This window comes from Streptomyces sp. PSU-S4-23, from assembly GCF_055632315.1.
In genome coordinates, this window is record NZ_JBVMUU010000002.1 from 4,874,124 (window position 1) to 4,899,826 (window position 25,703).

The following is a 25,703-nucleotide window of genomic DNA, read 5'->3' on the forward strand; positions in this document are numbered from 1 at the left end:
ACGTGACCACCCCCGACCTTCCCCTCGTCTCCGGCGGCTGCGGCGGCGGCTGCGCCTGCGGGGCCGAGGGCGCCTCCGACGAGTACGGCGAGTACATGGAGTGCGGGCTCGACCCCGCGCTCGCCGAGCTCCTGGCCGATGCCGGGCTCGACCCCGTGGAGGTCGAGGACATCGCCAACGTCGCCGTCCAGGAGGACCTGGCCCACGGCGTCGATGTGACCACGGTCGCCACGATCCCCGAGGACGCCGTCGCGACCGGCGACTTCGTCGCGCGCGAGGCGGGCGTGGTGGCGGGCCTCAGGGTCGCCGAGGCGGTCGTCTCGGTGGTCTGCACGGACGAGTTCGAGGTCGAGCGCCATGTGGACGACGGCGACCGGGTCGAGGCGGGGCAGAAGCTCCTGACCGTGACGACCCGCACCCGCGACCTGCTCACCGCGGAGCGCAGCGCGCTGAACCTGCTGTGCCGCCTGTCCGGCATCGCGACCGCCACGCGCGCGTGGGCGGACGTCCTGGAGGGCACCAAGGCGCGGGTACGGGACACCCGGAAGACGACACCGGGCCTGCGGTCCCTGGAGAAGTTCGCGGTCCGCTGCGGCGGCGGCGTCAACCACCGCATGTCCCTGTCGGACGCGGCGCTGGTGAAGGACAACCACGTGGTGTCGGCCGGCGGCGTGACGCAGGCGTTCACGGCGGTCCGCGAGATGTTCCCGGACGTGCCGATCGAGGTCGAGGTCGACACCCTGCACCAGCTGCGCGAGGTCGTGGACGCGGGCGCGGACCTGATCCTGCTGGACAACTTCACGCCGGGCGAGTGCGAGGAGGCGGTGGCCGTCGTCGGCGGCCGCGCCCTCCTGGAGGCATCGGGCCGGCTGACCCTTCAGAACGCGAAGGCGTACGCGGACACGGGAGTCGACTTCCTGGCGGTCGGGGCGCTGACGCACTCCTCGCCGATCCTGGACATCGGCCTGGACCTGCGAGCGGCGGAGTAGGTAGGGCCATGCTGCTGACCATCGACGTAGGCAACACGCACACCGTCCTCGGCCTGTTCGACGGCGACGAGATCGTCGAGCACTGGCGCATCTCCACGGACGCGCGCCGCACGGCGGACGAGATGGCGGTGCTCCTCCAGGGCCTGATGGGCATGCATCCGCTGCTCGGCGACGAACTGGGCGAGGGCATCGACGGCATCGCGATCTGCTCGACGGTCCCCTCCGTCCTGCACGAGCTGCGCGAGGTCACCCGCCGCTATTACGGCGACGTCCCCGCGGTCCTGGTGGAACCCGGCATCAAGACCGGCGTCCCGATCCTGATGGACAACCCGAAGGAGGTCGGCGCCGACCGCATCATCAACGCGGTGGCGGCGGTCGAGCTCTACGGGGGCCCCGCGATCGTCGTGGACTTCGGCACGGCGACGACCTTCGACGCCGTCTCGGCGCGCGGCGAGTACGCGGGCGGTGTGATCGCCCCCGGCATCGAGATCTCGGTCGAGGCCCTCGGGGTGCGCGGCGCCCAGCTCCGCAAGATCGAGCTGGCCCGCCCGCGGGCCGTGATCGGCAAGAACACGGTCGAGGCCATGCAGGCGGGCATCGTGTACGGCTTCGCGGGCCAGGTCGACGGGGTGGTCGGGCGCATGGCCCGCGAGCTGGCGGACGACCCGGACGACGTGACGGTCATCGCGACGGGCGGCCTGGCCCCGATGGTCCTGGGCGAGTCCTCCGTGATCGACGAACACGAGCCGTGGCTGACCCTGATCGGTCTGCGCCTGGTCTACGAGCGGAACGCGTCGCGCATGTGACGGGCATCCGCCCGCTGCCGCTGCCGCTGCCGCTGCCGCCCGGCCGACGCTCCCGGGCCGACACTCCAATGGCGAAAAGGCGCACGTCGCCTCCAGGTGAGGGAACCGGGAAGCGACACGACACCCGGGTATGCCGGTTTTGTCCGATTAGCGGTAGCGTCACCGCATGCCCACGCCACACGGATCCCGCGGCGGCCTGGCGTTCGGTGCGGAGGAGCTGCACGTGCTCCGCCGCGCCCTCGCCCTCGCCCTCCAGCCCCGTACCGCCTCCGCCGAGGACGTCCAGGACTGCCTCCGCCTAGCCGAGTCCGTCGACGAGGCGATGCGCGAGGGCGCCCGCCTGAGGGCCTTCCTGCTGTCCGACCTCGCCCGCTACCGGGCCGCCCTTCCCGGCGCCGCCACCGGCTACCTGGCCCTCCTGGAGGACGCTCTGCGCGCCGGCCACCGCCCGGCCCCGGACGACCTCAGCGCCCTGCGCGCCCTGCGCGGCACCCCGGCCGCCGCCGCCCTGCTCGACCGGTGCCGCGACCTCGCCGCGCGCGACGCACGCCCTCACCCCACCCCCCGGCCGGCCGTGATCCCCGCCTCGCGGGCCCGGCTCACGGCGCTGCCGGGCGGCCGCGCGAGCGCGGAGAACCCCACCGAGAAGCCGGCCCGCAAACCGGCCGGCAAGCCGGAGGAGAAACCCCAGAAGCCCGCCCCCCGCCGCGAGCCGCAGACCCCGCGGCCCTCGCGCCCCATCCCGACCCCGGGCGAGGTCTTCCCGCCCAAGCGCAAACCCGGCTCTCCGGCCTCGCACTCCCGGCAGCGGCTGGCCGCGGGCTGACGGCACCGCCGCCCGGCCGCCGCGCCGGACCCGTCCGCGGCACCCGCCGCACCCGCCGCACCGTCCCCCATCCGGTAAGGCCCACCCGACCGGGATCCATCGGGCGGGCCCTGGCTACTCTGGACGCATGGACTACGTCTCCGCACTCCTGCCCCCGGTCGTCATGGCCGTGTTCTTCATCGGGCTGATCAGGGTGATCGTGAAGACCCAGGGCGGCGCCAACAAGGCCAAGGAGGACGCGATCGTCGACGCGGCCCTCACCCGCCCGGGTGCCCCCCAGGCCGCCAAGGACGCCGAGGGCTGATCCCGGGCCGCCCTCGGCGGGGCCCGCGATGCCCCCGCCCTCCGCGGGTCCGGGTGTCCCACCTCGGCGTACGACCCGTGTGCCTTTTCGGTCGTACGCCCTTTTTGTGGGTATTCACGGCTTAAGTGCATGCCTGGTGAGCTATTAGGGACATCTCCCACTATTCTGCTCAGTGTGCCTCGCCCATTGGGAGAACTCGAAGACGCGGTCATGACGAGGGTGTGGAAGTGGAACCGCCCGGTGACTGTTCGAGAAGTCCTCGAAGATCTCCAGCAGGAGCGGTCCATCGCGTACACGACGGTGATGACCGTCCTGGACAATCTCCACCAGAAGGGCTGGGTCCGCCGGGAGGCGGAAGGCCGGGCCTATCGATATGAGGCGGTCTCCACCCGCGCCGCCTATGCGGCCGCGCTGATGAACGAAGCCTGGTCGCAGAGCGACAACCCGGCCGCCGCGCTCGTCGCCTTCTTCGGCATGATGAGCGACGAACAGCGGCAGGCGCTGCGGGACGCCATGCGTGTCGTGCAAGGCCCCGAGAGCCTCCAGGAGCACGGGCGGACCGAAACCGGGACCGCGCCCGGCGCCGAATCCCCCGAATCCTCCGCACGCCCCGATCGTCCGGGCCGGAAGGGCGGCGGGAACCCCGCGGAGAGCGGGAACCCCGGAGAGAACCGCGGCGGGAACAGCGCCGAGAAGCCCGGGCCGAACCCAGGGGAAGAAGCCCGCGGAGATGTGTGACGAGAAGAGCCCCGCCTCGGCCGGGGGCGGCCCCGGGCGATAGCGTCCGCTCATGCCAGCAGAGAGCCCCGAAGCCACCGCAAAAGCCGTCACTGTCCGACGGGCCAGGACGAGCGATGTCCCGGCGGTGCGCCGCCTCCTCGACGCCTACGTCCGGCGCGGCATCCTGCTAGACAAAGCGACCGTCACGCTTTACGAGGACATCCAGGAGTTCTGGGTGGCGGAACGCGACGACAACGGCGAGGTCATGGGCTGCGGCGCCCTGCACGTCATGTGGGAAGACCTGGCGGAAGTCCGCACTCTCGCGGTGGTGCCCGAGGCCAAGGGGCTCGGCGTCGGGCACCAGTTGCTGGAGAAGTTGCTGCAGACCGCCCGCTGGCTCGGCGTTCGCCGCGTTTTCTGCCTGACCTTCGAAGTGGACTTCTTCGGGAAGCACGGCTTCGTCGAGATCGGCGAGACACCGGTGGACACCGATGTCTACGCCGAGCTGATGCGGTCCTATGACGAGGGCGTGGCGGAGTTCCTCGGTCTCGAACGAGTGAAACCGAACACCTTGGGCAACAGCCGGATGCTTCTGCATCTGTGATCGCCGAGGGATCGTGCGGGACTATTCGGCCGTGCTTCACACCGGAGACCGCTGCCCACGTTCCCTATGTCCGAAACGCGCATGTTTCTGGTCTCCCGGCCGCCGGTCTGTCTCTCCGGGGGGTTTGTGTTTTTCCAGCAAAAGCGGTTTGCTTTCCGACGTACTGCAGTACTGCATATAACAGGGGACGCGAAACAAGCGGCACAGGCCGCGGACCCTCGGCCCTGAAGTTATGGATGAAAGGAAATCCGGTGGCACAGAAGGTTCAGGTCCTTCTTGTCGACGACCTCGACGGCGGCGAGGCGGACGAGACCGTGACGTTCGCGCTGGACGGCAAGACGTATGAGATCGATCTCACGACCGCGAACGCGGACAAGCTCCGCGGCCTTCTCGACCCCTATGTGAAGGGCGGTCGTCGTACCGGAGGCCGTGCGGCCGGCGGGCGTGGCAAGGCCCGCGCCGCCGCTTCCGCGGGCAGCCAGGACACCGCGCAGATCCGCGCCTGGGCGAAGGAGAACGGTCTCGAGGTCAACGACCGTGGCCGTGTTCCGGCGTCCATCCGCGAGGCCTACGAGAAGGCGAACGCCTGAGCGCACGCGCGTCGCAGCCGGACCCGGTGGCACTGCGTTGCCATCGTGTCGACCAGCCGTACCAGATCGGGGGCGCCCCCACCGCCCCCCAAGGCCGACAGTGTCGGCAGCAGGAGTCCGACCTCGCACCCCGGCTCGGGGGGCCGCAGCCAGACGGCGGCCCCCTGTGAGACGCTCCGGCCCAGGGGAAGTGGCCGGGACCCCGGGGTGCCGACCCGGCCGGGAGGCGCCCCGCCGCCCGCGGCCCATCCCGGAGGCAGCGGTGCCTCGACGCACCGGCCCGCCCCGATCGCCGTGAGATCCAGGGGCACGCCGCCCCACTCGAGCCAGTCGAGCAGCCCCGGCAGCTCCTCCGCGCTGCCCGCGGCCACCAGCAGCCGCATGCGCCCGCCGCACAGGGCCACCGGGGAGCCGGGCCCCAGATGCCGCAGGGCGGCCGAGCCGGCCTCCGCGGGGGCCTCCAGCACGTCGAAGCGCAGGCCCGTCGCCAGCCGCACCGGCTCCCCGGGCACCGTCGCCCAGCCCAGCTCGTTCTCGTACCACCGGCGCACCGCGTCGCCTCGGGCGCCCGCGTCGCCCGGGTCGCCCGGGTCGAAAGGCCGTCGGGGAGGGGGCACTGTGGAGACCATGCCAGGAGCAACAGCCGGAACGGGGCAGAGGTTACGCTATGTGGTGGAATGGCCGCGCTGAGTGCCGGAAAAGGGGGCGTGCGGGGGTGTTCGGCGGCGCAAGGATGTTCGCCCGTAGCGGAGGGAACCGGTGTGCGCGGCATGGAGTGTCCGCGCGTACGGGTAAGACATCCCTAGTGGGAGGGGGCGTCGCGCGGGAAGGGCTGTCTCACGTTCGCCATAGGCGTACTGGCGAGTGGGGTATCTGCCTGGCCTGCGGGAACATCGTCTCGCACCATCGGGTTGGAGCAGATGTCGGCGTTCGGGGTCAGGAGGCCAAGGACGGTGTCGGCAGTTGGAATGAGCGGTCCCCGCTTGCGGGACTAAGCTGCGGAAGGACAGGGAGGGGAGCGTCCCCTTACTGCCTGACCGCTCTGAGGAGCGATTAACGATGTTCGAGAGGTTCACCGACCGCGCGCGGCGGGTTGTCGTCCTGGCTCAGGAAGAAGCCCGGATGCTCAACCACAACTACATCGGCACCGAGCACATCCTCCTGGGCCTGATCCACGAGGGTGAGGGTGTCGCCGCTAAGGCCCTGGAGAGCCTCGGGATTTCGCTCGAGGCGGTCCGCCAGCAGGTGGAGGAGATCATCGGCCAGGGCCAGCAGGCGCCCTCGGGCCACATCCCCTTCACCCCCCGTGCCAAGAAGGTCCTGGAGCTGTCGCTCCGCGAGGCTCTTCAGCTGGGCCACAACTACATCGGCACGGAGCACATCCTGCTCGGCCTGATCCGCGAGGGCGAGGGCGTCGCCGCCCAGGTCCTCGTCAAGCTGGGCGCAGACCTCAACCGTGTCCGCCAGCAGGTCATCCAGCTGCTGTCGGGCTACCAGGGCAAGGAGACCGCCACCGCGGGCGGCCCGGCCGAGGGCACGCCCTCGACCTCCCTCGTCCTGGACCAGTTCGGCCGGAACCTGACCCAGGCCGCCCGTGAGTCCAAGCTCGACCCGGTGATCGGGCGCGAGAAGGAGATCGAGCGGGTCATGCAGGTGCTGTCCCGCCGCACCAAGAACAACCCGGTCCTCATCGGCGAGCCCGGCGTCGGCAAGACGGCGGTCGTCGAGGGCCTGGCACAGGCGATCGTCAAGGGCGAGGTGCCCGAGACCCTCAAGGACAAGCACCTCTACACCCTCGACCTGGGCGCGCTGGTCGCCGGCTCCCGCTACCGCGGTGACTTCGAGGAGCGCCTGAAGAAGGTGCTCAAGGAGATCCGCACCCGCGGCGACATCATCCTGTTCATCGACGAGCTGCACACGCTGGTCGGTGCGGGTGCCGCCGAGGGCGCCATCGACGCGGCCTCCATCCTGAAGCCGATGCTGGCCCGCGGTGAGCTGCAGACCATCGGCGCCACCACGCTCGACGAGTACCGCAAGCACCTGGAGAAGGACGCGGCCCTGGAGCGCCGCTTCCAGCCGATCCAGGTCGCGGAGCCGTCCCTGCCGCACACCATCGAGATCCTCAAGGGCCTGCGCGACCGCTACGAGGCGCACCACCGCGTCTCCATCACGGACGAGGCCCTGGTCCAGGCCGCCACCCTGGCCGACCGCTACATCTCCGACCGCTTCCTGCCGGACAAGGCGATCGACCTGATCGACGAGGCCGGTTCCCGGATGCGCATCCGCCGGATGACCGCGCCGCCGGACCTCCGCGAGTTCGACGAGAAGATCGCGGGTGTCCGCCGGGACAAGGAGTCCGCGATCGACTCCCAGGACTTCGAGAAGGCGGCTTCCCTCCGCGACAAGGAGAAGCAGCTGCTGGCCGCGAAGGCCAAGCGGGAGAAGGAGTGGAAGGCCGGCGACATGGACGTCGTCGCCGAGGTCGACGGCGACCTGATCGCCGAGGTCCTGGCCACGGCCACCGGCATCCCGGTCTTCAAGCTGACCGAGGAGGAGTCCAGCCGCCTGCTCCGCATGGAGGACGAGCTCCACAAGCGGGTCATCGGCCAGGTGGACGCCGTCAAGGCGCTGTCGAAGGCGATCCGCCGTACGCGCGCGGGCCTGAAGGACCCGAAGCGTCCGGGTGGCTCGTTCATCTTCGCGGGCCCGTCCGGTGTCGGTAAGACCGAGCTGTCCAAGGCGCTGGCGGAGTTCCTGTTCGGCGACGAGGACGCGCTGATCTCCCTCGACATGTCGGAGTTCAGCGAGAAGCACACGGTCTCGCGTCTGTTCGGTTCCCCGCCCGGATACGTGGGCTACGAGGAGGGCGGCCAGCTGACGGAGAAGGTGCGCCGCAAGCCGTTCTCGGTCGTCCTGTTCGACGAGGTCGAGAAGGCCCACCCGGACATCTTCAACTCGCTGCTGCAGATCCTGGAGGACGGTCGCCTGACCGACTCCCAGGGCCGGGTCGTGGACTTCAAGAACACGGTCATCATCATGACGACCAACCTCGGCACCCGGGACATCTCCAAGGGCTTCAACCTGGGCTTCGCCGCCGCGGGCGACACGAAGACCAACTACGAGCGCATGAAGAACAAGGTCTCGGACGAGCTGAAGCAGCACTTCCGGCCCGAGTTCCTCAACCGCGTCGACGACGTGGTCGTCTTCCCGCAGCTGACGCAGGAGGACATCCTGCGGATCGTCGACCTGATGATCAGCAAGGTGGACGAGCGCCTGAAGGACCGGGACATGGGCATCGAGCTCGCCCAGTCCGCGAAGGAGCTGCTGGCCAAGAAGGGCTACGACCCGGTGCTGGGCGCCCGGCCGCTGCGCCGCACGATCCAGCGCGAGATCGAGGACACGCTGTCCGAGAAGATCCTCTTCGGGGAGCTGCGTCCCGGCCACATCGTGGTCGTCGACACGGAGGGCGAGGGCGACGCCAAGACCTTCACCTTCCGCGGCGAGGAGAAGTCGGCACTGCCCGACGTCCCGCCGATCGAGCAGGCGGCCGGCGGCCCCGGTCCGAACCTGAGCAAGGAGGCGTAAGCGCTCGGCGCTGGGCCTGAACGGAAGGGGCTGCCCCGGGACCTCGGTCCCGGGGCAGCCCCTTCCGCCGTGGTCACAGGACGCTGCTCGTCGTCCTGACGGCGGGCGGGACCGGAAGGAGGGCGAGAACGTTCTCCGGTATGCCGGGTGCGTCCGGGGCCAGGTGGAGGGTGATCGAACGCAGTCCGGGAAAGAGCGTGGACAGTCCCACCAGGTCCTCGTTTCCGGTGAACCTGTTCAGACGGAGCCGGGTGACACGAGGCAGGACGGGGCCGTCTTCCCATCCGGTGGTGTTCCAGTCGAGCCGCAGGTCCTCCAGCGCGGGCATGGCGGTGATCTCCTCGAAGTCCCGCCCGGTGAGCTTGCGGGGAAGCGAGGCGAGGCTCAGCGTCCGTACGGTGTGCAGGTGCCGCAGGCCGCGCAGTCCGGTGACCTGGAGGGCGTTCTTGGTGAACCGCAGGTATGTCAGGGGCAGCCCGCCGGGGAGCGCCTCGTCCAGGGACTCGCCGTGCAGGCGGAACCCGATGTCGAGCGAGGCCAAGGTGGCCGACGCGCCGAGCGGGGCCAGGGCGCCGGGCCGTTCCAGGCCGGGCATGCCGTCGAGCGACAGCCAGGTGAGCGGCAGTGCGGCGAGCGGCGCCAGGTCGGTCAGAGGCGATCTGAAGCCGCTGATGTCCAGATAGGTCAGCCGGCCCTGGTCCGACAGGACGCGCAGGTCCTCCAGGGCGCGGTTGTCGCGTACGACGAGTTTGCTCAGCTGGTCGGGCAGGAGCCCCGCGCGGATGTCGGCGGCGGCGATGTCGCCGACCAGCTGAAGCCACGGCCGTCCGCCCAGCGCCCGCAGGGCCCGGAGCTCCGCCGCCGAGTGCGCCGTGAAGTAGAGCTCCTCGGGACGCAGATGCGCGATCACCTCCTCCGCGTACCGCTCGGTGTCGAACCGGTGCCAGGTCCACGTCAGCTGTGCCCGTACCGGCAGGGCGTGATGGGAGCGGAAGCGGGCCAGTACGGGCACGGCGGCGTCCGTGCCGATCAGGGAGGCGGTGGCGACGACCGCCCGGGCTTCGGCGTCCGTGAGTCCCTCCGGGCCGGGCAGCAGCTCCAGGACGAGGGGGCCGACCTCGGCGAGGGCCCGGGCCTCGTCCGTGGTCCGCGGCGGAATCAGCCCGGCCGCCGCCCGCTCGACGCCCGCCCGGACCCCGGGGTCGAGTTCGGTCGCGTGCTCCAGACCGGCGAAGGCGAGCAGCCGGATGCGGGCGCTCCCGGCGGGTGAGGACCTGGCTGCCCGGGACTCCAGGGCCCCGAGGATCTCGGCCCGTTCGCGGGGGCGGGCGTGCGCGATGGCCATGCGGACGACGTCCGACCACTGCTCGTCGGCGGCGTTCGACGTCAGCAGTCCGAAGTCGCCGCTCTCGACCGCGGCCTTGGCGCCCAGATAGTCCTGGAAGGTGCGGTGCACGAACTCGACGGTGCCCGCGGCGGGCTCGCGCAGCACCCCGCTGCGGACGAGGAGATGGCGCAGGATCGCGGGCGCGTCGCCCTGCGCGGCGGCCGCCGGAACGGACGGCAGGGCATCGGAGATGATCCGTTCGGCGCGCTCGCGGTCCATCTCCGACAGGTAGTTGCGGATCAGCCAGTAGGCGAGCCGCTGCAGCAGCTGGATCTGCGGGGGTTCCGTCAGGTGGATCCCGTCCTGCGGCCCGTACATGTCGCGCTCCCGGTCCCGGCGCGAGAGGAGCATGGACAGGGCCGCCTCGTACAACCCCTGCCTCTCCTGCGGCAGATACCCCCGCCGGTCCCGGTGCAGGGCGCAGATCAGCCCGCACATCAGGGGGTTGGTGGCGAGGCGGCCGAGGTCCGGCTTGGTGGCCACGGCGTCCAGGAGCGAGCGTTCGTAGCCGTCGAGGCGCTCGGTGTCCGGCGCGTCGGCGCGGGCGGCGGTGTGCCAGCGGCGGATGAACGCCGTGACGTCGTCGCGGTTCATGGGAGCGAGAGCGAGTTCGGCGAACCCGTCCGGGGCGAGCCAGTCCGCGCGGACGGCGGAGGGGCGGGAGGTCACCAGCCACTGGTTGCCGGGGTAGACGTCGAGCAGGTCGCGCAGCCAGCGCCGGGTGCGTTCCCGCTCGCGCTCGGGTATCTCGTCGATGCCGTCGACGAGGAGGAGCCCACGGCCGGCGGTGAGGACGCGGTCGGCCCAGCCGGACGGCTGGGTGGCGTGGAACGGGACGCGTACGGCGTCGAGGAACCCGTCGGGTGCCGGGAGGCCGCCGGGGCGGCGGACCAGCGTGCGCAGGGGCAGGACGAACGGGATCCGGTCGCCGCGCCGCCCGCGGGCCGCCGCCACCGCGAGCCACTGCACCAGCGTGGTCTTGCCGGAGCCGGCGACCCCGCGCAGCAGGACCCGGTCGTGGTCGGCGAGGGCCCGGTCGGCGGGGAGCGCGGTGGGGGCGGTGGCGATCCCCGCGGTGCTCTCCTCGTCGGGGCGCAGCGCCTGCAGGCTGAGGTAGGCGGCGTCGAGGGGCCAGCGGTCCGGGGAGTCGACGAGGTCGATGCCGTAGATGGTCAGGTGCCGGTACCTGGTGGTGACGTAGGCGAGATAGCGCTGCTCGAAGGCGGGGTCGGTGCCTCCGGCCGGCGGGGTCCGGGCGATCAACTCGTCGACCTTGGCGATGAGTTCGGCCTGCCTGCGGGTCTGTTCGACGAGGGTGCGGGGGACAAAGGCGGAGCGCTGGGTGAAGAAGTGCAGGATGTGCAGGCAGGCGATGCCGAGGATGCGCTCGTGGAACAGGGCGGCGTCCCGGGAGAGATGGCGGCCGGGGTCGCCGCTCGCGGCCCGCAGCCGCCGGGCGAGGGCCTCGTGGCCCAGCTGCACGGCCTGCACATCGGTCATGTCGAGGTCACCCAGCGCGCGCAGGGTGGTGGCGAGGGCGAGGACGACCGCGGGCGTCTCGTCCTCGGGCAGCGGGCGTTCGCCGTCCCCGGCGACGGCCCGTCCGACCAGTTGGGCGGCGAGCTTCGTGAGTTCCTTCTCGGTGAGGGCGCGCTTCTCGCCCCGGAAGGAGACGAACTCCGAGATGCGCACCGGCTTCTCGACGAGCCCGGCACCGGGCCCGTCCGTGACGAAGAGACGCCTCACGAGCGGAGTGGCCACGCTGGAGGCCACCTTGACGCCTATGACCGCTGGATCCATGTCGCTCCCCCGAGGGCATGGTGGGTGTTTCTGCCTCGCTCAGCCTATGGTCACGCGTTCGCCGCCGGTGACGGGCCCGCGTGCGCCTGGGTGACGAGGTCGATCGCGACCTCCAGGACCGCCTTGCGCTTGTCCTCGGGGTCGCCCTCGACGTCCTGGAGGACGAACATCCCCGCGTGCAGGGTGAACAGCGCGCTGATGCAGCGGACCTGGTCGGTGAGGGACGCGTCCGGGTCCCTGATGATGTCGCGCAGGTGCAGCATGCGGTCCTTGAACTTGTTGCCGATGCTCAGTTCGCGGATCGTGGCCTGGTTCTCCTGCATGAAGCGGAACAGCGGGGCCGCGCCGGCCAGCGCGTCGCCGTAGCGGCGCAGCACCTCGCGCTTGGTCTCGAGGGTGTGCGGCTGGGCCTTGCCCCACTCGATCAGCTCGTCGATGGGACGGGACAGGTCCTCGAAGATGCTGACCAGGATCTCTTCCTTGGTCTTGAAGTGGTAGTAGAGGGCGGCCTTGGTGACGTCCAGGCGCTCGGCGATCTCGCGCAGCGAGGTCTTCTCGTAGCCCTGCTCGGCGAAGAGGGCGAGCGCCACGTCCTGGATGCGCTGGCGGGTGTCCCCGCGCCGCTGCCGCTTGGTGCCGTCCATGGCGGTGCCGCCCATCCTCGTACTCCTCGCACTCCCGGGAAACCTGTGTGCCGGCCGGCCGGCGAGCCCGCGGAACTTACTTGACGACCGGCTAGTTACGGGGCTACTTTCCCCAGTGTAGTCAACTAGCCGGGCGGCAAGTAAGTAGCCGGGGCGGCTCGCGGTACTCAGGGGAGTGGGAGCATGGCGGACAGTACGGCACCAGCGGGGAGCGAGAAACAGCCACGGAGCGTGCGGGTCGTCCTGCTCGCACTCATGATCGCGATGCTGCTCGCGATGCTCGACAACATGATCGTGGGCACCGCGATGCCCACGATCGTCGGCGAGCTCGGCGGCCTCCAGCACCTGTCGTGGGTGGTGACCGCCTACACCTTGGCGACCGCGGCCTCCACCCCGCTGTGGGGCAAGCTCGGCGACATGTACGGCCGCAAGGGCGCCTTCATGACCTCGATCGTGATCTTCCTGATCGGATCGGCGCTCAGCGGCATGGCCCAGAACATGGGGGAGCTCATCGGCTTCCGCGCCATCCAGGGTCTCGGCGCCGGCGGCCTGATGGTCGGCGTCATGGCCATCATCGGCGATCTGATCCCGCCGCGGGAGCGCGGCAAGTACCAGGGCATGATGGCCGCCGTCATGGCGCTCGCGATGATCGGCGGCCCGCTGGTCGGCGGCTCCATCACCGACCACTGGGGCTGGCGCTGGGCGTTCTACATCAACCTGCCGCTCGGCATAGTCGCCCTGCTCGCCATCAGCGCCGTGCTGCACCTGCCGAAGAAGCGCTCCCAGACCCGGATCGACTATCTCGGCGCCGGCCTGCTGACCGTCGGCATCACCTCGATCGTGCTGGTCACCACCTGGGGCGGGACCGAGTACCCCTGGACCTCGGCACGGATCATGGAGCTGATCGGGATCGGGGTCGCCGCGCTCGTCGGGTTCGTGTTCTGGCAGACCAGGGCCGCCGAGCCGGTCGTGCCGCTGCACATCTTCCGCAGCCGCAACTTCTCGCTGATGTCGGCGATCGGCTTCATCACCGGGTTCGTGATGTTCGGCGCGGTGCTGTTCCTGCCGCTGTACCAGCAGTCGGTGCAGGGCGCCTCGGCGACCAACTCCGGGCTGCTGCTCCTGCCGATGCTCGGCGCGATGCTCGTCGTGTCGATGATCGCGGGCCGGGTCACCACCAACAGCGGCCGGTACAAGGTCTTCCCGCTGGTCGGAACCGTGCTGATGATCGTGGGCCTGTTCCTGCTCGCGCAGATGGACACGGAGACGAGCCGGCTCACCTCGGGTGTGTACATGGCCGTCCTGGGCGCCGGCATGGGCTGCCTGATGCAGATCACCATGCTGGTGGCGCAGAACAGCGTCGAGATGAAGGACATGGGCGTCGCCTCGTCGACCACGACCCTCGCCCGGACCCTGGGCTCGTCCTTCGGCGTCGCGGTCATGGGTGCCCTGTTCAACGACCGGGTGCAGCACGTGATGGCCCAGCGGGCGGGCGCCCTCGGCTCGAAGATGACCGAACAGTCCGCACAGCTGGACGCGAAGAGCCTGCAGAAGCTGCCGGCGGCGGCCCGGGAGGCGTACCAGTACGCGGTCTCGGCGGGCACGCACTCCGCCTTCCTGCTGGGCGCGGTGGTGGGCGTGGCGGCGCTGCTGGCCGCGGTGTTCGTGAAGGAGGTCCCGCTGCGGGGGGCGGGGCCGCAGAAGCAGGCCGGGGACGCGGCTGGGGACGCCGCGGACGCGCAGCCGACGGTTGCAGAGGCCGTCTGACGCGCACGGCCCCGGCCCGGAAGAAGGCCCCCGGAGTGTCCGCCCCGGGGGCCTTCGCATGCCCGCGCGTGTCCACGACGCGGCGCGGTCGTCCGCCGCGGTGCGATGTCAGTGGCCTGTGGCAGCATCCGAGCGTGGACAGGATGCGGCAGCTCCGGCTGGCGAAGGACGCGATGGACCGGGACTGGGCGGACCCGGGACTCGATCTCGACGCCGTGGCCGCGCACGCCGGATACTCCCGCTTCCACTTCATACGGGCCTTCAAGGCGGCGTACGGCGAGACTCCCGGCCGGTATCTGACGCACCGGCGGATCGAGCGGGCCGAGGACCTCCTGCGGACCGCGAACCTCTCCGTGACCGAGATCTGCCACCTCGTGGGCTTCAGCAGCCTCGGTACCTTCTCGGCGCGCTTCAAGTCCCGGACCGGGCTCACCCCGACCGCGTACCGGGCCCGGCACGTGGGCCGTGGCGCCGCCCTCATCCCCGGGTGCTACGCGATGCTCTGGGCGGGCGGGTTCCGGCCCGGCGCGGACCGGGGGCGGCAGAGCAATTCCCGAGAAGCGCGCTGACGCCCCCGCTGCCTACCGTGGCAGCGCACCCATCACCCCGCACACCCGGGAGTACGCCATGATCAAGGGGCTCGCCATCACGACCGTCTGGGTCCTCGACCAGGACCGGGCCAAGGAGTTCTACACGCAGAAGCTGGGCCTGGAGGTCCGCACCGACATGACCATGGGGGAGGGCGGCATGCGCTGGCTCACGGTCGGCGTCCCGGACCAGCCCGACGTCGAGCTGACCCTCATGGTGCCCGGCCCGCCCGCGATGGACCCCGAGTCCGCCGAGATGATGAAGACGCTCGTGGCCAAGGGGATCCTCGGCGCCGGCGTACTGGTCACCGACGACGTCCACGGGGACTACAAGAGGCTCAGGGACCGCGGCGTGGAGTTCCTCCAGGAGCCGCAGGAGCGCCCCTACGGCACCGAGGCGCTCTTCCGCGACGACTCCGGCAACTGGTTCTCCTTCACCCAGCGGCGGGAGGGCGGCCTGGACCCGGACAAGGACTGGGCCTGAGCGCCCCGCCGGACGTCCGGTACGCCACCCGAGGGTGCGATCTCGGGGCGCTGCTCCACGCCCTGCCGCGGGTCAGCCGCCCGGCAGCGGCAGCATCGGGAAGCTCCCCGTGTTCGTCGGCGCGTGCTCCGGAAGCCACAGCACGGCGACCGCGCCCTCGGCCGGCACATGCTCCGGCGCCCCGGCCGACCGCACATTGCGGAACGTCAGCCGCGCGCCCAGCACCCGGGCCTGGCCGGCCGCGATGGTCAGGCCCAGGCCGTGGCCGTGACCCGAGCGGTCCGAGCTGCCGGTGCGGAAGCGGCTCGGGCCGTCGGCCAGCAACTCCCCGGGGAAACCGGGGCCGTGGTCCCGTACCCGGATCACCCGGCCCTCGACGGACACCTCGATCGGCGGCTTGCCGTGCCGTGCCGCGTTCGCCAGCAGGTTGAACAGCACCCGCTCCAGGCGGCGCGGGTCCGTGGTGACCTCCGACTCGTGGATCACCCGGACCTCGACGTCCGCGTCCTTCGCGGCCACCCGCCGGGTGACGAACTCACCGAGCAGGATGTCCTGCAGCTCCGCCCGTTCGGAGGCGCTGTCCAGGCGGGCCACCTCCAGGACGTCCTCCACCAGCGTGCGCATGGCCTTCGCGCGGTCCAGCACCAGTTCGGTGGGGCGGCCCGGGGGCAGCAGTTCCGCCGCCGTGAGCAGGCCCGTGACCGGGGTGCGCAACTCGTGCGCGATGTCCGCCGTCACCCGGCGCTCCGCCTCCAGGCGCTGCTGCAGCGCGTCCGCCATCGCGTCCACCGCACGCGCCAGGTCGTCGGTCTCGTCGCGCACCACGCCGCCGATCGCGTCCCGTACGCGGACGTCGGCCTCGCCCTTCGCGACCCGGTTCGCCGCGGCCGCGGCCTTGCGCAGCCGCCGTGACAGCTGCCCGCCGATCAGCACGCCGAGCGCCGAGCCGCCGAGCACGACCGCGATCGAACCGATGACCAACGCCTGGTCGAGGTCCTTCATCACATCCGCGCTGCGGTCCGTGAAACGGGTGTGCAGTGACAGCACCCTGCCGTCCTTGAGCGGTACGGCCGCCCAGATGTCCGGCACCCCGTGCGCGCCCTCGGCCACGAAGGTGGCGCGCCGGCCGTCCATGACCTTCTGCAGCAGGTCATGCGGGATGACCGGGTCGTCGACCTTCACCCCGAGGGTCCGGGTGCGCCCGGACTCGTACATCCGCTGGGCCACCTGGAGGCGCTCGATGGCGAGGTCGCGCGAATTGTCGAGCATCGACACACGGGCCGCGTTGTGCACGACCAGGCTCAGCGCTATCGCGACCAGCGCGCCGACCAGGGCGATCGCCGCGCTGAGCTTCCATCGCAGGCCCGTCCGTATGGCGTCGTCCGGGACCAGGCGTCCGAGGATCCCCCGCATGCTCCTGCTCAGGCCTTCAACTTGTAGCCGAAGCCGCGGACCGTCTCGATCCGGTCCTGGCCGATCTTCGTGCGCAGCCGCTGCACATGGACGTCGACGACGCGGGTGTCACCGCCCCAGCCGTAGTCCCACACGCGTTCCAGCAGCTTGTCACGGGACAGTACCGTGCCCGGGGCCGACGAGAACTCCAGCAGCAGCCGCATCTCGGTCGGTGTGAGCGCCACCGGCTGCCCCGACCGCCGTACCTCCATGCCCTCGGTGTCCACCTCCAGTTCGCCGAAGGTGAGCACGCCGCCGTCCACCGAGGACGCGTTCCGGGCGGCCCGGTCGCCGTTGCCCGCGTGCCCGAAGCGGCGCAGCACCGCGCGGATGCGCGCGACCAGCACGGCACCGTCGAACGGCTTGGTCACATAGTCGTCGGCGCCCGCCTCCAGGCCGAGCACCACGTCGATCGAGTCGGCGCGCGCGGACAGCATGATCACCGGAACGGTCGACTCGTCCCGGATACGGCGGCACAGGCTCACCCCGTCCAGGCCGGGCACCATCACGTCCAGCAGGGCGATGTCGGGGCGGTCGGCACGGAAAGCCTCCAGGCCCGACAGCCCGTCGGGCCGGGCGGTGACCGCGAAGCCGTTCCGCTCCAGCGCGAGCTGCGTGGCCTCGCGGATGACGTCGTCGTCCTCCACGAACAGGACGTGGGTCTGCTCTGCCATCCGCCGTTCTCAGTCCCTGCTCGGGGCGGTCGTGCCGCCGTTGCCCACCGTGTTGCTGTACTCGTTGCGCGTTCGGGGGGAGACCTCCGTGAAGTGGTCCGTCCGCCAGCCGTAGGTGATCACTTCCTCGACGGAGGGATACGACAGCGGGTCGCCCTTCTCGTACAACTGCTGGGTCACCACCAGATCACCGCGGTCCATCTCCGCGTAGACCGGCGGCAACTCGGCCTTGAACACATTCTGGTACCTGTGGTCCTTCATCCGGTACACGTACGCCCCCACACCGACCGCGTCGCTGCAGGTCATCACGTTCACCAGGATGTCGTTCACGGAGCCGCCGGTCAGGTCGCCGTACGACACGTCGACCGGGTACTCGTCGGCCACGCACGGCTTCAGGTCCGCCTTGACCGCGCGCGAGACGGCGGGATCGGCCTTGACGAGCTTGATCACGTCCAGCCGGGTGGGCTCCTTGGTGGCGGGCGAGGGGGAGGGCGAGGCGGCGACCACCGGATCGCTGCCCGCGGGACCCTCGTCCCGCGCACCCGTGCCGCCGGTGGCGCAGGCGGACAGCAGAAGGCCGAGAGCGGCGATCGCGGCCACCGCCGCCACCGCCGCCTTGAGGGCTCCCCCGGGCCGTATGGCCCCCGTGCCTAGGCCGCGCAACGCTCCCGCTCCTCACGCTCCAGCGCGCGTGCGTCCAGGTCGCGCGCCTCCAGCTCCTCCCGGAGCCGGGCGAGCGCCCGGTGCAGCGTGCTCTTGACCGTTCCGGCCGACATACCGAGGGCGGCGGCCGTCTCCTCCGTGGACATCTGCTCCCAGTGTCGCAGCACGACGACACTGCGCTGTTTCGGAGCGAGGACCTTCAGGACGTCCATCAGCAGCGCGCGGTCGGCGTGCTGCTCGGTCGAGTCCTCGACGGAGGCGTCGGGCAGCTGCTCGGTGGGGACCTCCTCCAGTTTGCGGGCCCGCCACCACTCGGTGCGCGTGTTGATCATCACGCGGCGCAGGTAGGCGTCCGCCAGGCGCTTGTCCGCGATGCCGTCCCAGCGGCCGTACGTGCGCACCAGCGCCGTCTGCAGCAGGTCCTGTGCGTCGGTCGGGTCGGGGACCAGCCGGCGCGCGCTGCGCAGCAGCGCGTCCTGCCGGGTGCGGACGTACTCCTCGAATTCGAGCACCTCGCCGTGCGCCATTCCAACCGCCTCCGTTCCCCGTTTTCCGACCCGTGTGCCGACTGCGGTCAACAGCCGGGCGCCGGTTCGCCGAACCGTGTGTCAGCTCGTGTGCCGCGCCGTCCGCGGCATGCATATGAAGCTACGGGCGGGTTGTCACGGCGTTGTCCGAGCCAGCCTGCGGACAGCGCTCGGCTGTCCGTCGGTTGTGTAACGGATGTAGGAACGGGGTAAGGGCAAGCGGGACTTTGTGGTGCTTCAGGGTGATTTGTCGGCCCGGCGGGCGTGTAACGCCGTGATGTGACACGGCGGATCCTGTGGTTCGCCCTGCCGCGGGCTGTGCACCACCTGTGCGCCGGGTGTGCGCGGGCGGCCCGGGCGCTGCGGACGGCGCCGCGCCCGGGCCGTCCGGCGTCAGGTGAGCGGAAGGCGGTAGAGGCCACCCGGGAGGGGCTCCACCAGGCCGTCGGAGACGAGCCCGTCGAGGGCGCGGGCCCGCTGTACCGGCTCGTCCCACACCCTGTCGAGGAGCGTCTGGGGAACCGGGCCCACGGCCTCCCGCAGCACCGCCAGGAGCCGGCCGCGCACCTGACGGTCCGTTCCCGCGTATGTCTGGCCCCGGCGGGGCGGGCCGTCGTGCCGCGGCTTCCCGGCCAGCTGCCAGGCGCACTGCGCGGCGATCGGGCAGCGGTGGCAGCACTCGTTCTTCGCGGTGCAGATCAGCGCGCCCAGCTCCATGGAGGCGGCGGCCCAGCGGGAGGCCGTGCGCTCGTCCTCGGGCAGCAGCGCGCGGGCCAGCTTGCGCTCGGCGGCGGTGGTGGCGTTCGGCGGGTACTGCAGTCCGCTGACCGCACGGGCGAGGACGCGGCGCACATTGGTGTCGAGGACCGCGTGCCGCTGCCCGTACGCGAAGGACGCGACGGCCGCGGCCGTGTACTCGCCGATGCCCGGCAGGGCGAGCAACTGGGCGTGATCGGTGGGTACGTCCCCGCCGTGCCGCTCCGTTATGGCGACCGCGGCGCCGTGCAGGCGCAGCGCGCGGCGCGGATAGCCCAGGCGGCCCCAGGCGCGGACCGCCTCGCCGGGGGGTTCCTTGGCGAGGTCGGCGGGGCGCGGCCAGCGGGCCAGCCACTGCTCGTAGACGGGCAGGACGCGGTTGACCGGCGTCTGCTGCAGCATGAACTCACTGACCATCACGCCCCAGGGGCCGGCCTCGGGACGCCGCCAGGGCAGATCGCGGGCATGCTCGTCGAACCAGGAGATGACCGGGGCGTGCAGGGCCCTGCCCGGGTCCTGGCCGGCGGGGGCGTCGGCCTGGGCGGGGGTGCGGGCGGTCGTGGGAGTGGGTGCGGGTGCGGTGGGGGTGGTGGGTGCAGTCATGACGATCCCGATCCTGCCACGTGAGGGGTGGGAGGGTGGGGGATCGGCTCGGGGTGCGGTGCTTGTGTCGGTGGGCCCGTCGCCTCCGGTGGGGTGTGCCGGAGGCCCCGTGGTCCACCGTGGGCGGCGGCGGGCGCGGCCCGCGCGGGATGATGATCCGGAAAAGTTGGGGGTGAGGGTGGCGGGTGGGGCGAGGCGGCCGTCCGATCTCTCGTACAGTTTGCGCCGTGGGATCTCTGCGCAATCCGGTCGGGCCGCTTCCCTCCTCCATCTACTGGCGACGGAGGGCCGTACTGCTGTCCGTCGTCGTCGTGTTGGCGCTCTTCGCCGTGTGGATGGTCACCTCTTCGGGTGGCGGCGGGAAGAGCAAAGCGAGCGGTTCGGACGGGAAGCACCCCACCTCGTCGATCACTCCGGGGCCCTCCGGTACCGGGCCCGCGATAAGCCAACACCCGGGCGGGCGCGATGAGTCGGGCGGCGGAGACGGTTCGGGGTCGTCCGGCTCGTCGGGGTCCGACGGCTCCGGCGGGGCGGACGGCGGCTCGGACGGCGGCTCGGGCGGTTCGGACGGCGGCTCGGGCGGCGACGGCGGCAGCGGGGGCACCGGCGGCGGCCGGCAACTGCCCGCCGGGTCCGGATCCTCGCTGCCCAACTGCACTTCAGGCGCTGTGCAGTTGGTGCTGCAGAGTGTCCGCAACACCTACGCGCCCGGACAGACCCCCACCATCCAGCTGGTCGCGAAGAACGCGTCCGGCACCGACTGCAAGGTCGATCTCGGCCCGAAGAAGGCCGTGGTGACGATCACTCAGACCGGCAGCGACAGCCCCTTCTGGTCCTCAGCCGACTGTCCGGGCGGTCCGGGGAGCGTGCTGTTCCGCGTGCCCGCGAACGACCGTGCCACATACACGGTGACGTGGGACCGCAAGCCGAGCGCCCCGAACTGCGCGACGCCTCCGGCGGGTTCGGCGTCGGCGGGCACGTACCTGGTGGAGGCGAAGGCTCCCGGCTTCCCGACGGCCCAGACCTCGTTCGTGCTGTCGAAGGACTAGGTCCGGACGTCGAAGGACCAGGTCCGGACGTCGAAGGACCAGGTCCGGACAGGGCGGTCGGGCCGACGGGGGCGGGGAAGCCCCCCGGGCGGGGCGGGGGAAGCCCCGGGAACGGTGCGGCGTCGCTTCAGACGTACCGCTCCAGGATCGACGACTCCGCCAGTCGCGACAGCCCCTCGCGCACGCTGCGCGCGCGGGCCTCGCCGACGCCGTCCACCGTCTGCAGGTCGTCGACGCTCGCCGCGAGCAGCTTCTGGAGGCCGCCGAAGTGTTCCACCAGGCGGTCGATGATGGCGCCGGGCAGCCGCGGGACCTTCGCCAGCAGGCGGAAGCCGCGCGGGGACACCGCCGAGTCGAGGGCTTCGGGCGAGCCGGTGTAGCCCAGCGCGCGGGCCACCGTGGGCAGTTCCAGGAGCTCGGCGTGGGTCAGCGCGTCCAGCTCGGACAGCGCCTCCTCGACCGTGCGGGAGCGCTTCGCGGTCGGCTCGGACACGTAGTCGCGCACCACCAGCTCGCGCTCGGGCTCCACTCCCGCGATCAACTCGTCCAGCTGGAGGGCCAGCAGACGACCGTCCGTGCCCAGTTCGACCACGTATTCGGCGATTTCGGTGGCGATGCGGCGGACCATCTCCAGGCGCTGTGCCACCGCCGAGACGTCCCGGACCGTCACCAGATCCTCGATCTCCAGCGCGGACAGCGTGCCCGCCACCTCGTCCAGGCGCAGCTTGTACCGCTCCAGGGTGGCCAGGGCCTGGTTGGCGCGGGACAGGATCGCCGCCGAGTCCTCCAGGACGCGCCGCTGTCCGTCGACGTACAGCGCGATCAGGCGCATCGACTGGGAGACCGAGACGACGGGGAAACCGACCTGCTTGCTCACCCGGTCCGCCGTGCGATGGCGTGTGCCCGTCTCCTCCGTCGGGATCGTGGGGTCCGGGACCAGCTGCACGCCCGCCCTGAGGATTTTTGACAGGTCCGAGGAGAGCACGAGCGCGCCGTCCAGCTTGCACAGCTCCCTCAGCCGGGTGGCCGTGAACTCGACATCCAGCACGAAACCACCCGTGCACATCGTCTCGACGGTCTTGTCCGAGCCGAGCACGATGAGACCGCCCGTGTTGCCGCGGAGCACGCGCTCAAGTCCGTCGCGCAGCGCCGTGCCGGGTGCCACAGCGCTCAGAGAGGCGCGCATCAGGCCATCGGCACCGGAACTCCCACCGGACTTTCCGGGAGCCGCCGCCCGGTCGTTGGCTGCCACTGCACTCCTCCGGTCGCAGGTTCTGGGGCGCTCCCGTGTCGCACACTCGGTTCGTACGGACGGGCGAGACCAGGGCAAAGTCTACCGGCGGTCCTCCTCCTCCCGCGGGGCCTCTCGCCGACGGGAGCGCGGAAGGACCCGCAGGGCGTCGCCCATGTCCGCCACTTCCAGCACCTTCATCCCGGCGGGGACCTTGCCGGGATCGACCGGAACGAGCGCGTGCGTGAAGCCCAGCCGGTGCGCCTCGGCCAGGCGGCGCTGGACGCCCGTGACCCGTCTGACCTCGCCCGCCAGGCCCACTTCGCCGATCGCCACCAGGTTCTTGGGCAGGGGGGTGTCGCTCGCCGCGCTCGCCAGCGCCAGCGCTATCGCCAGGTCCGCGGCCGGTTCGGACAGCTTCACCCCGCCGACGGTCGCGGAGTAGATGTCCCGTTTGCCCAGGGCCGTGATGCGGCCGCGCTGTTCCAGCACGGCGAGCATCATCGAGACTCGGGAGGTCTCCAGACCGGACGTGGTACGCCGCGGGGAGGGGATCTGCGAGTCGACGGTCAGCGCCTGGACCTCCGCCACCAGCGGACGGCGGCCCTCCAGGGTGACGGTCAGACAGGTGCCGGGCACCGGCTCGTCGCGCCGGGTCAGGAACAGGCCGCTGGGATCCGCCAGGCCCGTGATCCCCTCGTCGTGCAGCTCGAAGCAGCCGACCTCGTCGGTGGCCCCGTACCGGTTCTTGACGCCCCGTACCAGACGCAGGCGCGCGTGCCGGTCGCCCTCGAAGTGCAGCACGACGTCCACGAGGTGTTCGAGCAGGCGCGGGCCCGCGATCGCGCCGTCCTTGGTGACATGGCCCACGAGGAGGGTGGCCATGCCGCGCTCCTTGGAGGCGCGGATCAGGGCCCCGGCGACCTCCCGCACCTGCGCCATGCCGCCGGGGGCGCCGTCGATCTCGGGGGAGGCGACGGTCTGTACGGAGTCGAGGACGAGCAGTGAGGGCTTCACCGCGTCCAAGTGGCCCAGAACGGCCGCGAGATCGGTCTCCGCCGCCAGATAGAGATGGTCGTGGATGGCCCCGATGCGGTCGGCGCGCAGCCGCACCTGGCTCGCCGACTCCTCGCCCGTGACGTACAGCGTGCGGTGCTCGTCGCTCGCCGCCTTGGCCGCGACGTCCAGCAGGAGCGTGGACTTGCCGACGCCGGGCTCGCCGGCGAGCAGTACCACCGCGCCCGGCACGAGCCCGCCGCCGAGGACGCGGTCCAGCTCGGGTACGCCGGTGGAGCGGGCGGTGGCCTGCCGCCCGTCGACCTGGCCGATGGGCACGGCGGAGCTGGTCACCCGGCCCGGGGCGGTCGTGCGCACCGCGGGCGCGCCGTACTCCTCGACCGTGCCCCACGCCTGGCACTCGGGGCAGCGGCCGAGCCACTTGGCCGTCTGCCAGCCGCACTCGGTGCAGCGGTAGGACGGACGGTCCTTGGTGGTCTTGGTACGGGCAGCCATGGACGAAACCGTAGCCGAGCCCACTGACACTCCGGGACGCACGTGCGCGGGGGCCGACCGGGCGGGGGCTGCCCGGGACCGTTCCGTGCGCCGTGACCCGCCACTCCGTCCGACGGTGATCCGGCCGAACCCGGGAACGCGCCGTTCACCTGCGCATAGACTCCAGGCGCACGGCATCCCCCATGAGCCGCGGAATCGCATGTTCCTGTCCCCGTATGAGGGATCGTTTCACCCGTACGGAGTAAAAGTGCGCAAGGGGGGAGAAGGCACCACCCCTGGGCGCCTACGGTCGCACGGGTGATGAGCAGCAGGCCGGAGACCTCAGAGCACGCCACCGGCGCACACCCGGCGCGCGAGGATGCGCGCAAGCGGGGGAGCGCTCCTCGTGGCGCGAGCATCCGCACCACGGCACGGCGGCCGCCCGCGCGCTACGAGCCCTACCTGGACGGCCTCTTCACCTACTGCCTCTCCGTGCTGTGCGACCACGACACGGCGACCGGTGCGCTGGGGGACGCCCTCGCGCTCGCCGAGCGCCGCGGCGCACGCGGCCCGCAGAGCCCCGACGACCGCCGGGCCTGGCTCTACGCCCTGGCCCGCTGGTCCTGTCTGCGGCGGCTCGCCGAGGCCCGGCGCCGTCACCAGGCCGGCCACGCCGCCGGGCGCGATCGCGGCCCCCGCGCGCGCAAGGAGGCCGCCGACCGGCGCGCCGCCGCGGCGATCGGTGCCGTGCCCGTCCCCGAGGAGGTCCAGGAGCTGCGCCGGCGGGAACTCGTGCAGCTCGCCTGGCCGGAGGCCGCCGGCACCACCCCCGAGCAGCGCGAGGCGCTCGAACTCGCGGTACGCCACCAGCTCGCCGCCCACGAGGTCGCCGCGGTGCTGGGCATGGACCTCGCCGGCACGCGTGAACTGCTCGCGTCGGGCGCCTGCGAGGTCGAGCGCACCCGTGCCGCCCTCGCCGTCGTCGAGACCGGCACCTGCCCGGGTGTCGCCCGCCTCACCGGCGACCAGCAGCTCGTCCTCAACGCCACCCTGCGCCGCGAGCTGGTCCGGCACGTCGACGACTGCCCGCGCTGCCGCCGCACCGCCGAACGCGCGGTACCGGGCACGTGGCCCGGCACCAGCGTCACCCCCGACGCGCTCCCCGTCATCGAGGCCCCGCGCACGGCCCTGAGCGTGGCGATGGCACACGCCTCACGCGGGCGCGGCGGCGCCCCCCGCTTCGACCGGCGCGGCTTCCCCATGGACCCCAAGGACCACGCGGCGCGCCGTGACCGTCTGCGTGCGCGCGCCGTCACGACGACCGTCGTCGCCACCGTGGTCGCGGCCCCCGTCCTCGCCCTGTGGGCCGCCTACCGCGGCGCACCCCTCGTCGGCGAGGGCACCGACGGCCGCACCGCCACCGCGACGGAGGCGCACGGGCCCGACACGCTCGGCGGCGAGGGTCCGGGCGGCTACGAGAACGCGGGCAACGCCAGCGCGAGATCGGACACCCGCTTCGGCAAGGACGGCCGCTCGCCCGATGTCTCCGTCGAGGTCATCGGCGTGAAGGCGGGCACGGGCGCGGGACACCTCGCGGTGACGGCCGGCAACGACGGCACCACGACCCTCATCAAGCTGACGGCGTCCGGCGGCGGCTCACCGGTCCACTGGTCGGTGTCGACGGGTGCCTCCTGGCTCTACATGAACCGTTCCTCCGGGACGCTCGGCCCCGGCGAGTCGTTCACGGTACGTGTCTACGTCGACCACCTCCACGAGCCGTCCGGCCCCTGGCACGCGCGCGTGGCCGTGACCCCCGAGGACGCCGTGGTCACGATCGACGGGTACGGGGTGGCGGGCCCGTCCGACCCGCACCCCACCCCCACGCACACCACCCCGTCAGGCCCCGGGCCGGGCGATCCGACCCCGACCGGTCCGGACCCCACCCCCAGCGACCCGACCCCTACGGAACCGCCGCCCACGAGCCCGCCCGCCACCGACCCGCCGGCGTCGACGCCCCCGCCCACCGACAGCGGCAGCCCGAGCCCGGCCTCGTAGGCGTGAGGACGCGTCCTCGCGGTCCGGATGCGCCCTCGCGGAGCCCGTCCGGGAGGGGGCACCGCGAGCACCGGCACACCGCCGCGCGCCCGGCACGCCCTCGCGGCCC

General features: G+C 71.8%; 23 protein-coding genes. 13 read left to right on the plus strand and 10 right to left on the minus strand.

Annotated features, from left to right (window positions below; translation table 11 throughout):
* The first annotated feature begins 2 nt into the window (after window positions 1-2).
* The 7 genes from nadC to ACZ79I_RS22390 all read left to right on the plus strand — a co-directional run bounded on the left by nadC (window position 3) and on the right by ACZ79I_RS22390 (window position 4,839).
* The gene (nadC, locus tag ACZ79I_RS22360) at window positions 3-989 is read left to right on the plus strand and encodes a carboxylating nicotinate-nucleotide diphosphorylase (RefSeq protein ID WP_471499261.1); all 987 of its coding nucleotides are present in this window, start codon (window positions 3-5) and stop codon (window positions 987-989) included.
* A gap of 8 nt (window positions 990-997) precedes the next feature.
* Window positions 998-1,795, plus strand: a complete 798-nt coding sequence (locus tag ACZ79I_RS22365; RefSeq protein WP_471499262.1) for a type III pantothenate kinase — start codon at window positions 998-1,000, stop codon at window positions 1,793-1,795.
* Between the two features lie 166 nt (window positions 1,796-1,961).
* Window positions 1,962-2,621, plus strand: a complete 660-nt coding sequence (locus tag ACZ79I_RS22370; RefSeq protein ID WP_471499263.1) for a hypothetical protein — start codon at window positions 1,962-1,964, stop codon at window positions 2,619-2,621.
* Window positions 2,622-2,748: 127 nt separating this feature from the next.
* The gene (locus ACZ79I_RS22375) at window positions 2,749-2,925 is read left to right on the plus strand and encodes a hypothetical protein (RefSeq protein WP_471499264.1); all 177 of its coding nucleotides are present in this window, start codon (window positions 2,749-2,751) and stop codon (window positions 2,923-2,925) included.
* A 210-nt stretch (window positions 2,926-3,135) separates the two neighbouring features.
* A complete protein-coding gene (locus ACZ79I_RS22380; RefSeq protein WP_471499265.1) occupies window positions 3,136-3,663 on the plus strand; it encodes a BlaI/MecI/CopY family transcriptional regulator in 528 nt (175 codons plus the stop codon).
* Window positions 3,664-3,715: 52 nt separating this feature from the next.
* A complete protein-coding gene (locus tag ACZ79I_RS22385; RefSeq protein WP_471499266.1) occupies window positions 3,716-4,249 on the plus strand; it encodes an amino-acid N-acetyltransferase in 534 nt (177 codons plus the stop codon).
* A gap of 251 nt (window positions 4,250-4,500) precedes the next feature.
* Window positions 4,501-4,839 carry a histone-like nucleoid-structuring protein Lsr2 gene (locus ACZ79I_RS22390; protein ID WP_471499267.1) on the plus strand — a complete coding sequence of 113 codons (339 nt, stop codon included), beginning with the start codon at window positions 4,501-4,503 and terminating at the stop codon, window positions 4,837-4,839.
* On the opposite strand, the gene ACZ79I_RS22395 is transcribed toward ACZ79I_RS22390, so the two are convergent.
* On the minus strand, window positions 4,818-5,468 hold the full coding sequence (locus ACZ79I_RS22395) for an SCO3374 family protein (protein ID WP_471499268.1): 651 nt from the start codon (window positions 5,466-5,468) through the stop codon (window positions 4,818-4,820). The two genes, ACZ79I_RS22390 and ACZ79I_RS22395, sit on opposite strands and share 22 nt — an antisense overlap.
* A 430-nt stretch (window positions 5,469-5,898) precedes the next feature.
* Between ACZ79I_RS22395 and ACZ79I_RS22400 the strand changes: the two genes are divergently transcribed.
* Window positions 5,899-8,424: an ATP-dependent Clp protease ATP-binding subunit gene (locus ACZ79I_RS22400; protein ID WP_471499269.1), complete on the plus strand. Its 2,526-nt coding sequence runs from the start codon at window positions 5,899-5,901 to the stop codon at window positions 8,422-8,424.
* Window positions 8,425-8,497: 73 nt separating this feature from the next.
* Here the strand turns inward: ACZ79I_RS22400 and ACZ79I_RS22405 are convergent, their stop codons facing one another.
* Both ACZ79I_RS22405 and ACZ79I_RS22410 read right to left on the minus strand, forming a co-directional pair.
* Window positions 8,498-11,611, minus strand: coding sequence for an NACHT domain-containing protein (locus ACZ79I_RS22405; protein WP_471499270.1), 3,114 nt, complete (start codon window positions 11,609-11,611; stop codon window positions 8,498-8,500).
* A 50-nt stretch (window positions 11,612-11,661) separates the two neighbouring features.
* A complete protein-coding gene (locus ACZ79I_RS22410; protein WP_471499271.1) occupies window positions 11,662-12,270 on the minus strand; it encodes a TetR/AcrR family transcriptional regulator in 609 nt (202 codons plus the stop codon).
* 168 nt (window positions 12,271-12,438) lie between these two features.
* Here ACZ79I_RS22410 and ACZ79I_RS22415 point away from each other — a divergent pair, with 168 nt between their 5' ends.
* The 3 genes from ACZ79I_RS22415 (at window position 12,439) to ACZ79I_RS22425 (ending at window position 15,093) form a co-directional block, all read left to right on the plus strand.
* A complete protein-coding gene (locus ACZ79I_RS22415; RefSeq protein ID WP_471499272.1) occupies window positions 12,439-14,022 on the plus strand; it encodes an MDR family MFS transporter in 1,584 nt (527 codons plus the stop codon).
* Between the two features lie 143 nt (window positions 14,023-14,165).
* Window positions 14,166-14,591: a helix-turn-helix transcriptional regulator gene (locus ACZ79I_RS22420; protein ID WP_471505140.1), complete on the plus strand. Its 426-nt coding sequence runs from the start codon at window positions 14,166-14,168 to the stop codon at window positions 14,589-14,591.
* Window positions 14,592-14,649: 58 nt separating this feature from the next.
* On the plus strand, window positions 14,650-15,093 hold the full coding sequence (locus ACZ79I_RS22425; protein ID WP_471499273.1) for a VOC family protein: 444 nt from the start codon (window positions 14,650-14,652) through the stop codon (window positions 15,091-15,093).
* A 72-nt stretch (window positions 15,094-15,165) separates the two neighbouring features.
* On the opposite strand, the gene cseC is transcribed toward ACZ79I_RS22425, so the two are convergent.
* The 5 genes from cseC to ACZ79I_RS22450 form a co-directional block, all read right to left on the minus strand.
* The gene (cseC, locus tag ACZ79I_RS22430) at window positions 15,166-16,506 is read right to left on the minus strand and encodes a two-component system sensor histidine kinase CseC (RefSeq protein ID WP_471499274.1); all 1,341 of its coding nucleotides are present in this window, start codon (window positions 16,504-16,506) and stop codon (window positions 15,166-15,168) included.
* Window positions 16,507-16,514: 8 nt separating this feature from the next.
* Window positions 16,515-17,219 (minus strand): two-component system response regulator CseB, encoded by a 705-nt coding sequence (cseB, locus tag ACZ79I_RS22435; RefSeq protein WP_471499275.1) that lies wholly within the window; start codon window positions 17,217-17,219, stop codon window positions 16,515-16,517.
* Between the two features lie 9 nt (window positions 17,220-17,228).
* Window positions 17,229-17,882: a hypothetical protein gene (locus ACZ79I_RS22440; RefSeq protein ID WP_471499276.1), complete on the minus strand. Its 654-nt coding sequence runs from the start codon at window positions 17,880-17,882 to the stop codon at window positions 17,229-17,231.
* A complete protein-coding gene (locus ACZ79I_RS22445) occupies window positions 17,870-18,409 on the minus strand; it encodes a SigE family RNA polymerase sigma factor (protein ID WP_471499277.1) in 540 nt (179 codons plus the stop codon). The genes ACZ79I_RS22440 and ACZ79I_RS22445 overlap by 13 nt, the downstream gene beginning before the upstream one ends.
* 393 nt (window positions 18,410-18,802) lie before the next feature.
* Window positions 18,803-19,768 (minus strand): HhH-GPD family protein, encoded by a 966-nt coding sequence (locus ACZ79I_RS22450; protein WP_471499278.1) that lies wholly within the window; start codon window positions 19,766-19,768, stop codon window positions 18,803-18,805.
* Window positions 19,769-19,995: 227 nt separating this feature from the next.
* Here ACZ79I_RS22450 and ACZ79I_RS22455 point away from each other — a divergent pair, with 227 nt between their 5' ends.
* Window positions 19,996-20,817, plus strand: coding sequence for a hypothetical protein (locus ACZ79I_RS22455; protein WP_471499279.1), 822 nt, complete (start codon window positions 19,996-19,998; stop codon window positions 20,815-20,817).
* A gap of 127 nt (window positions 20,818-20,944) precedes the next feature.
* Here the strand turns inward: ACZ79I_RS22455 and disA are convergent, their stop codons facing one another.
* Window positions 20,945-22,069: a DNA integrity scanning diadenylate cyclase DisA gene (gene disA, locus ACZ79I_RS22460; protein ID WP_471499280.1), complete on the minus strand. Its 1,125-nt coding sequence runs from the start codon at window positions 22,067-22,069 to the stop codon at window positions 20,945-20,947.
* Between the two features lie 81 nt (window positions 22,070-22,150).
* A complete protein-coding gene (gene radA / locus ACZ79I_RS22465; RefSeq protein WP_471499281.1) occupies window positions 22,151-23,560 on the minus strand; it encodes a DNA repair protein RadA in 1,410 nt (469 codons plus the stop codon).
* 297 nt (window positions 23,561-23,857) lie between these two features.
* Here radA and ACZ79I_RS22470 point away from each other — a divergent pair, with 297 nt between their 5' ends.
* Window positions 23,858-25,594 carry a hypothetical protein gene (locus ACZ79I_RS22470; protein ID WP_471499282.1) on the plus strand — a complete coding sequence of 579 codons (1,737 nt, stop codon included), beginning with the start codon at window positions 23,858-23,860 and terminating at the stop codon, window positions 25,592-25,594.
* The last annotated feature ends 109 nt before the right edge of the window (window positions 25,595-25,703 follow it).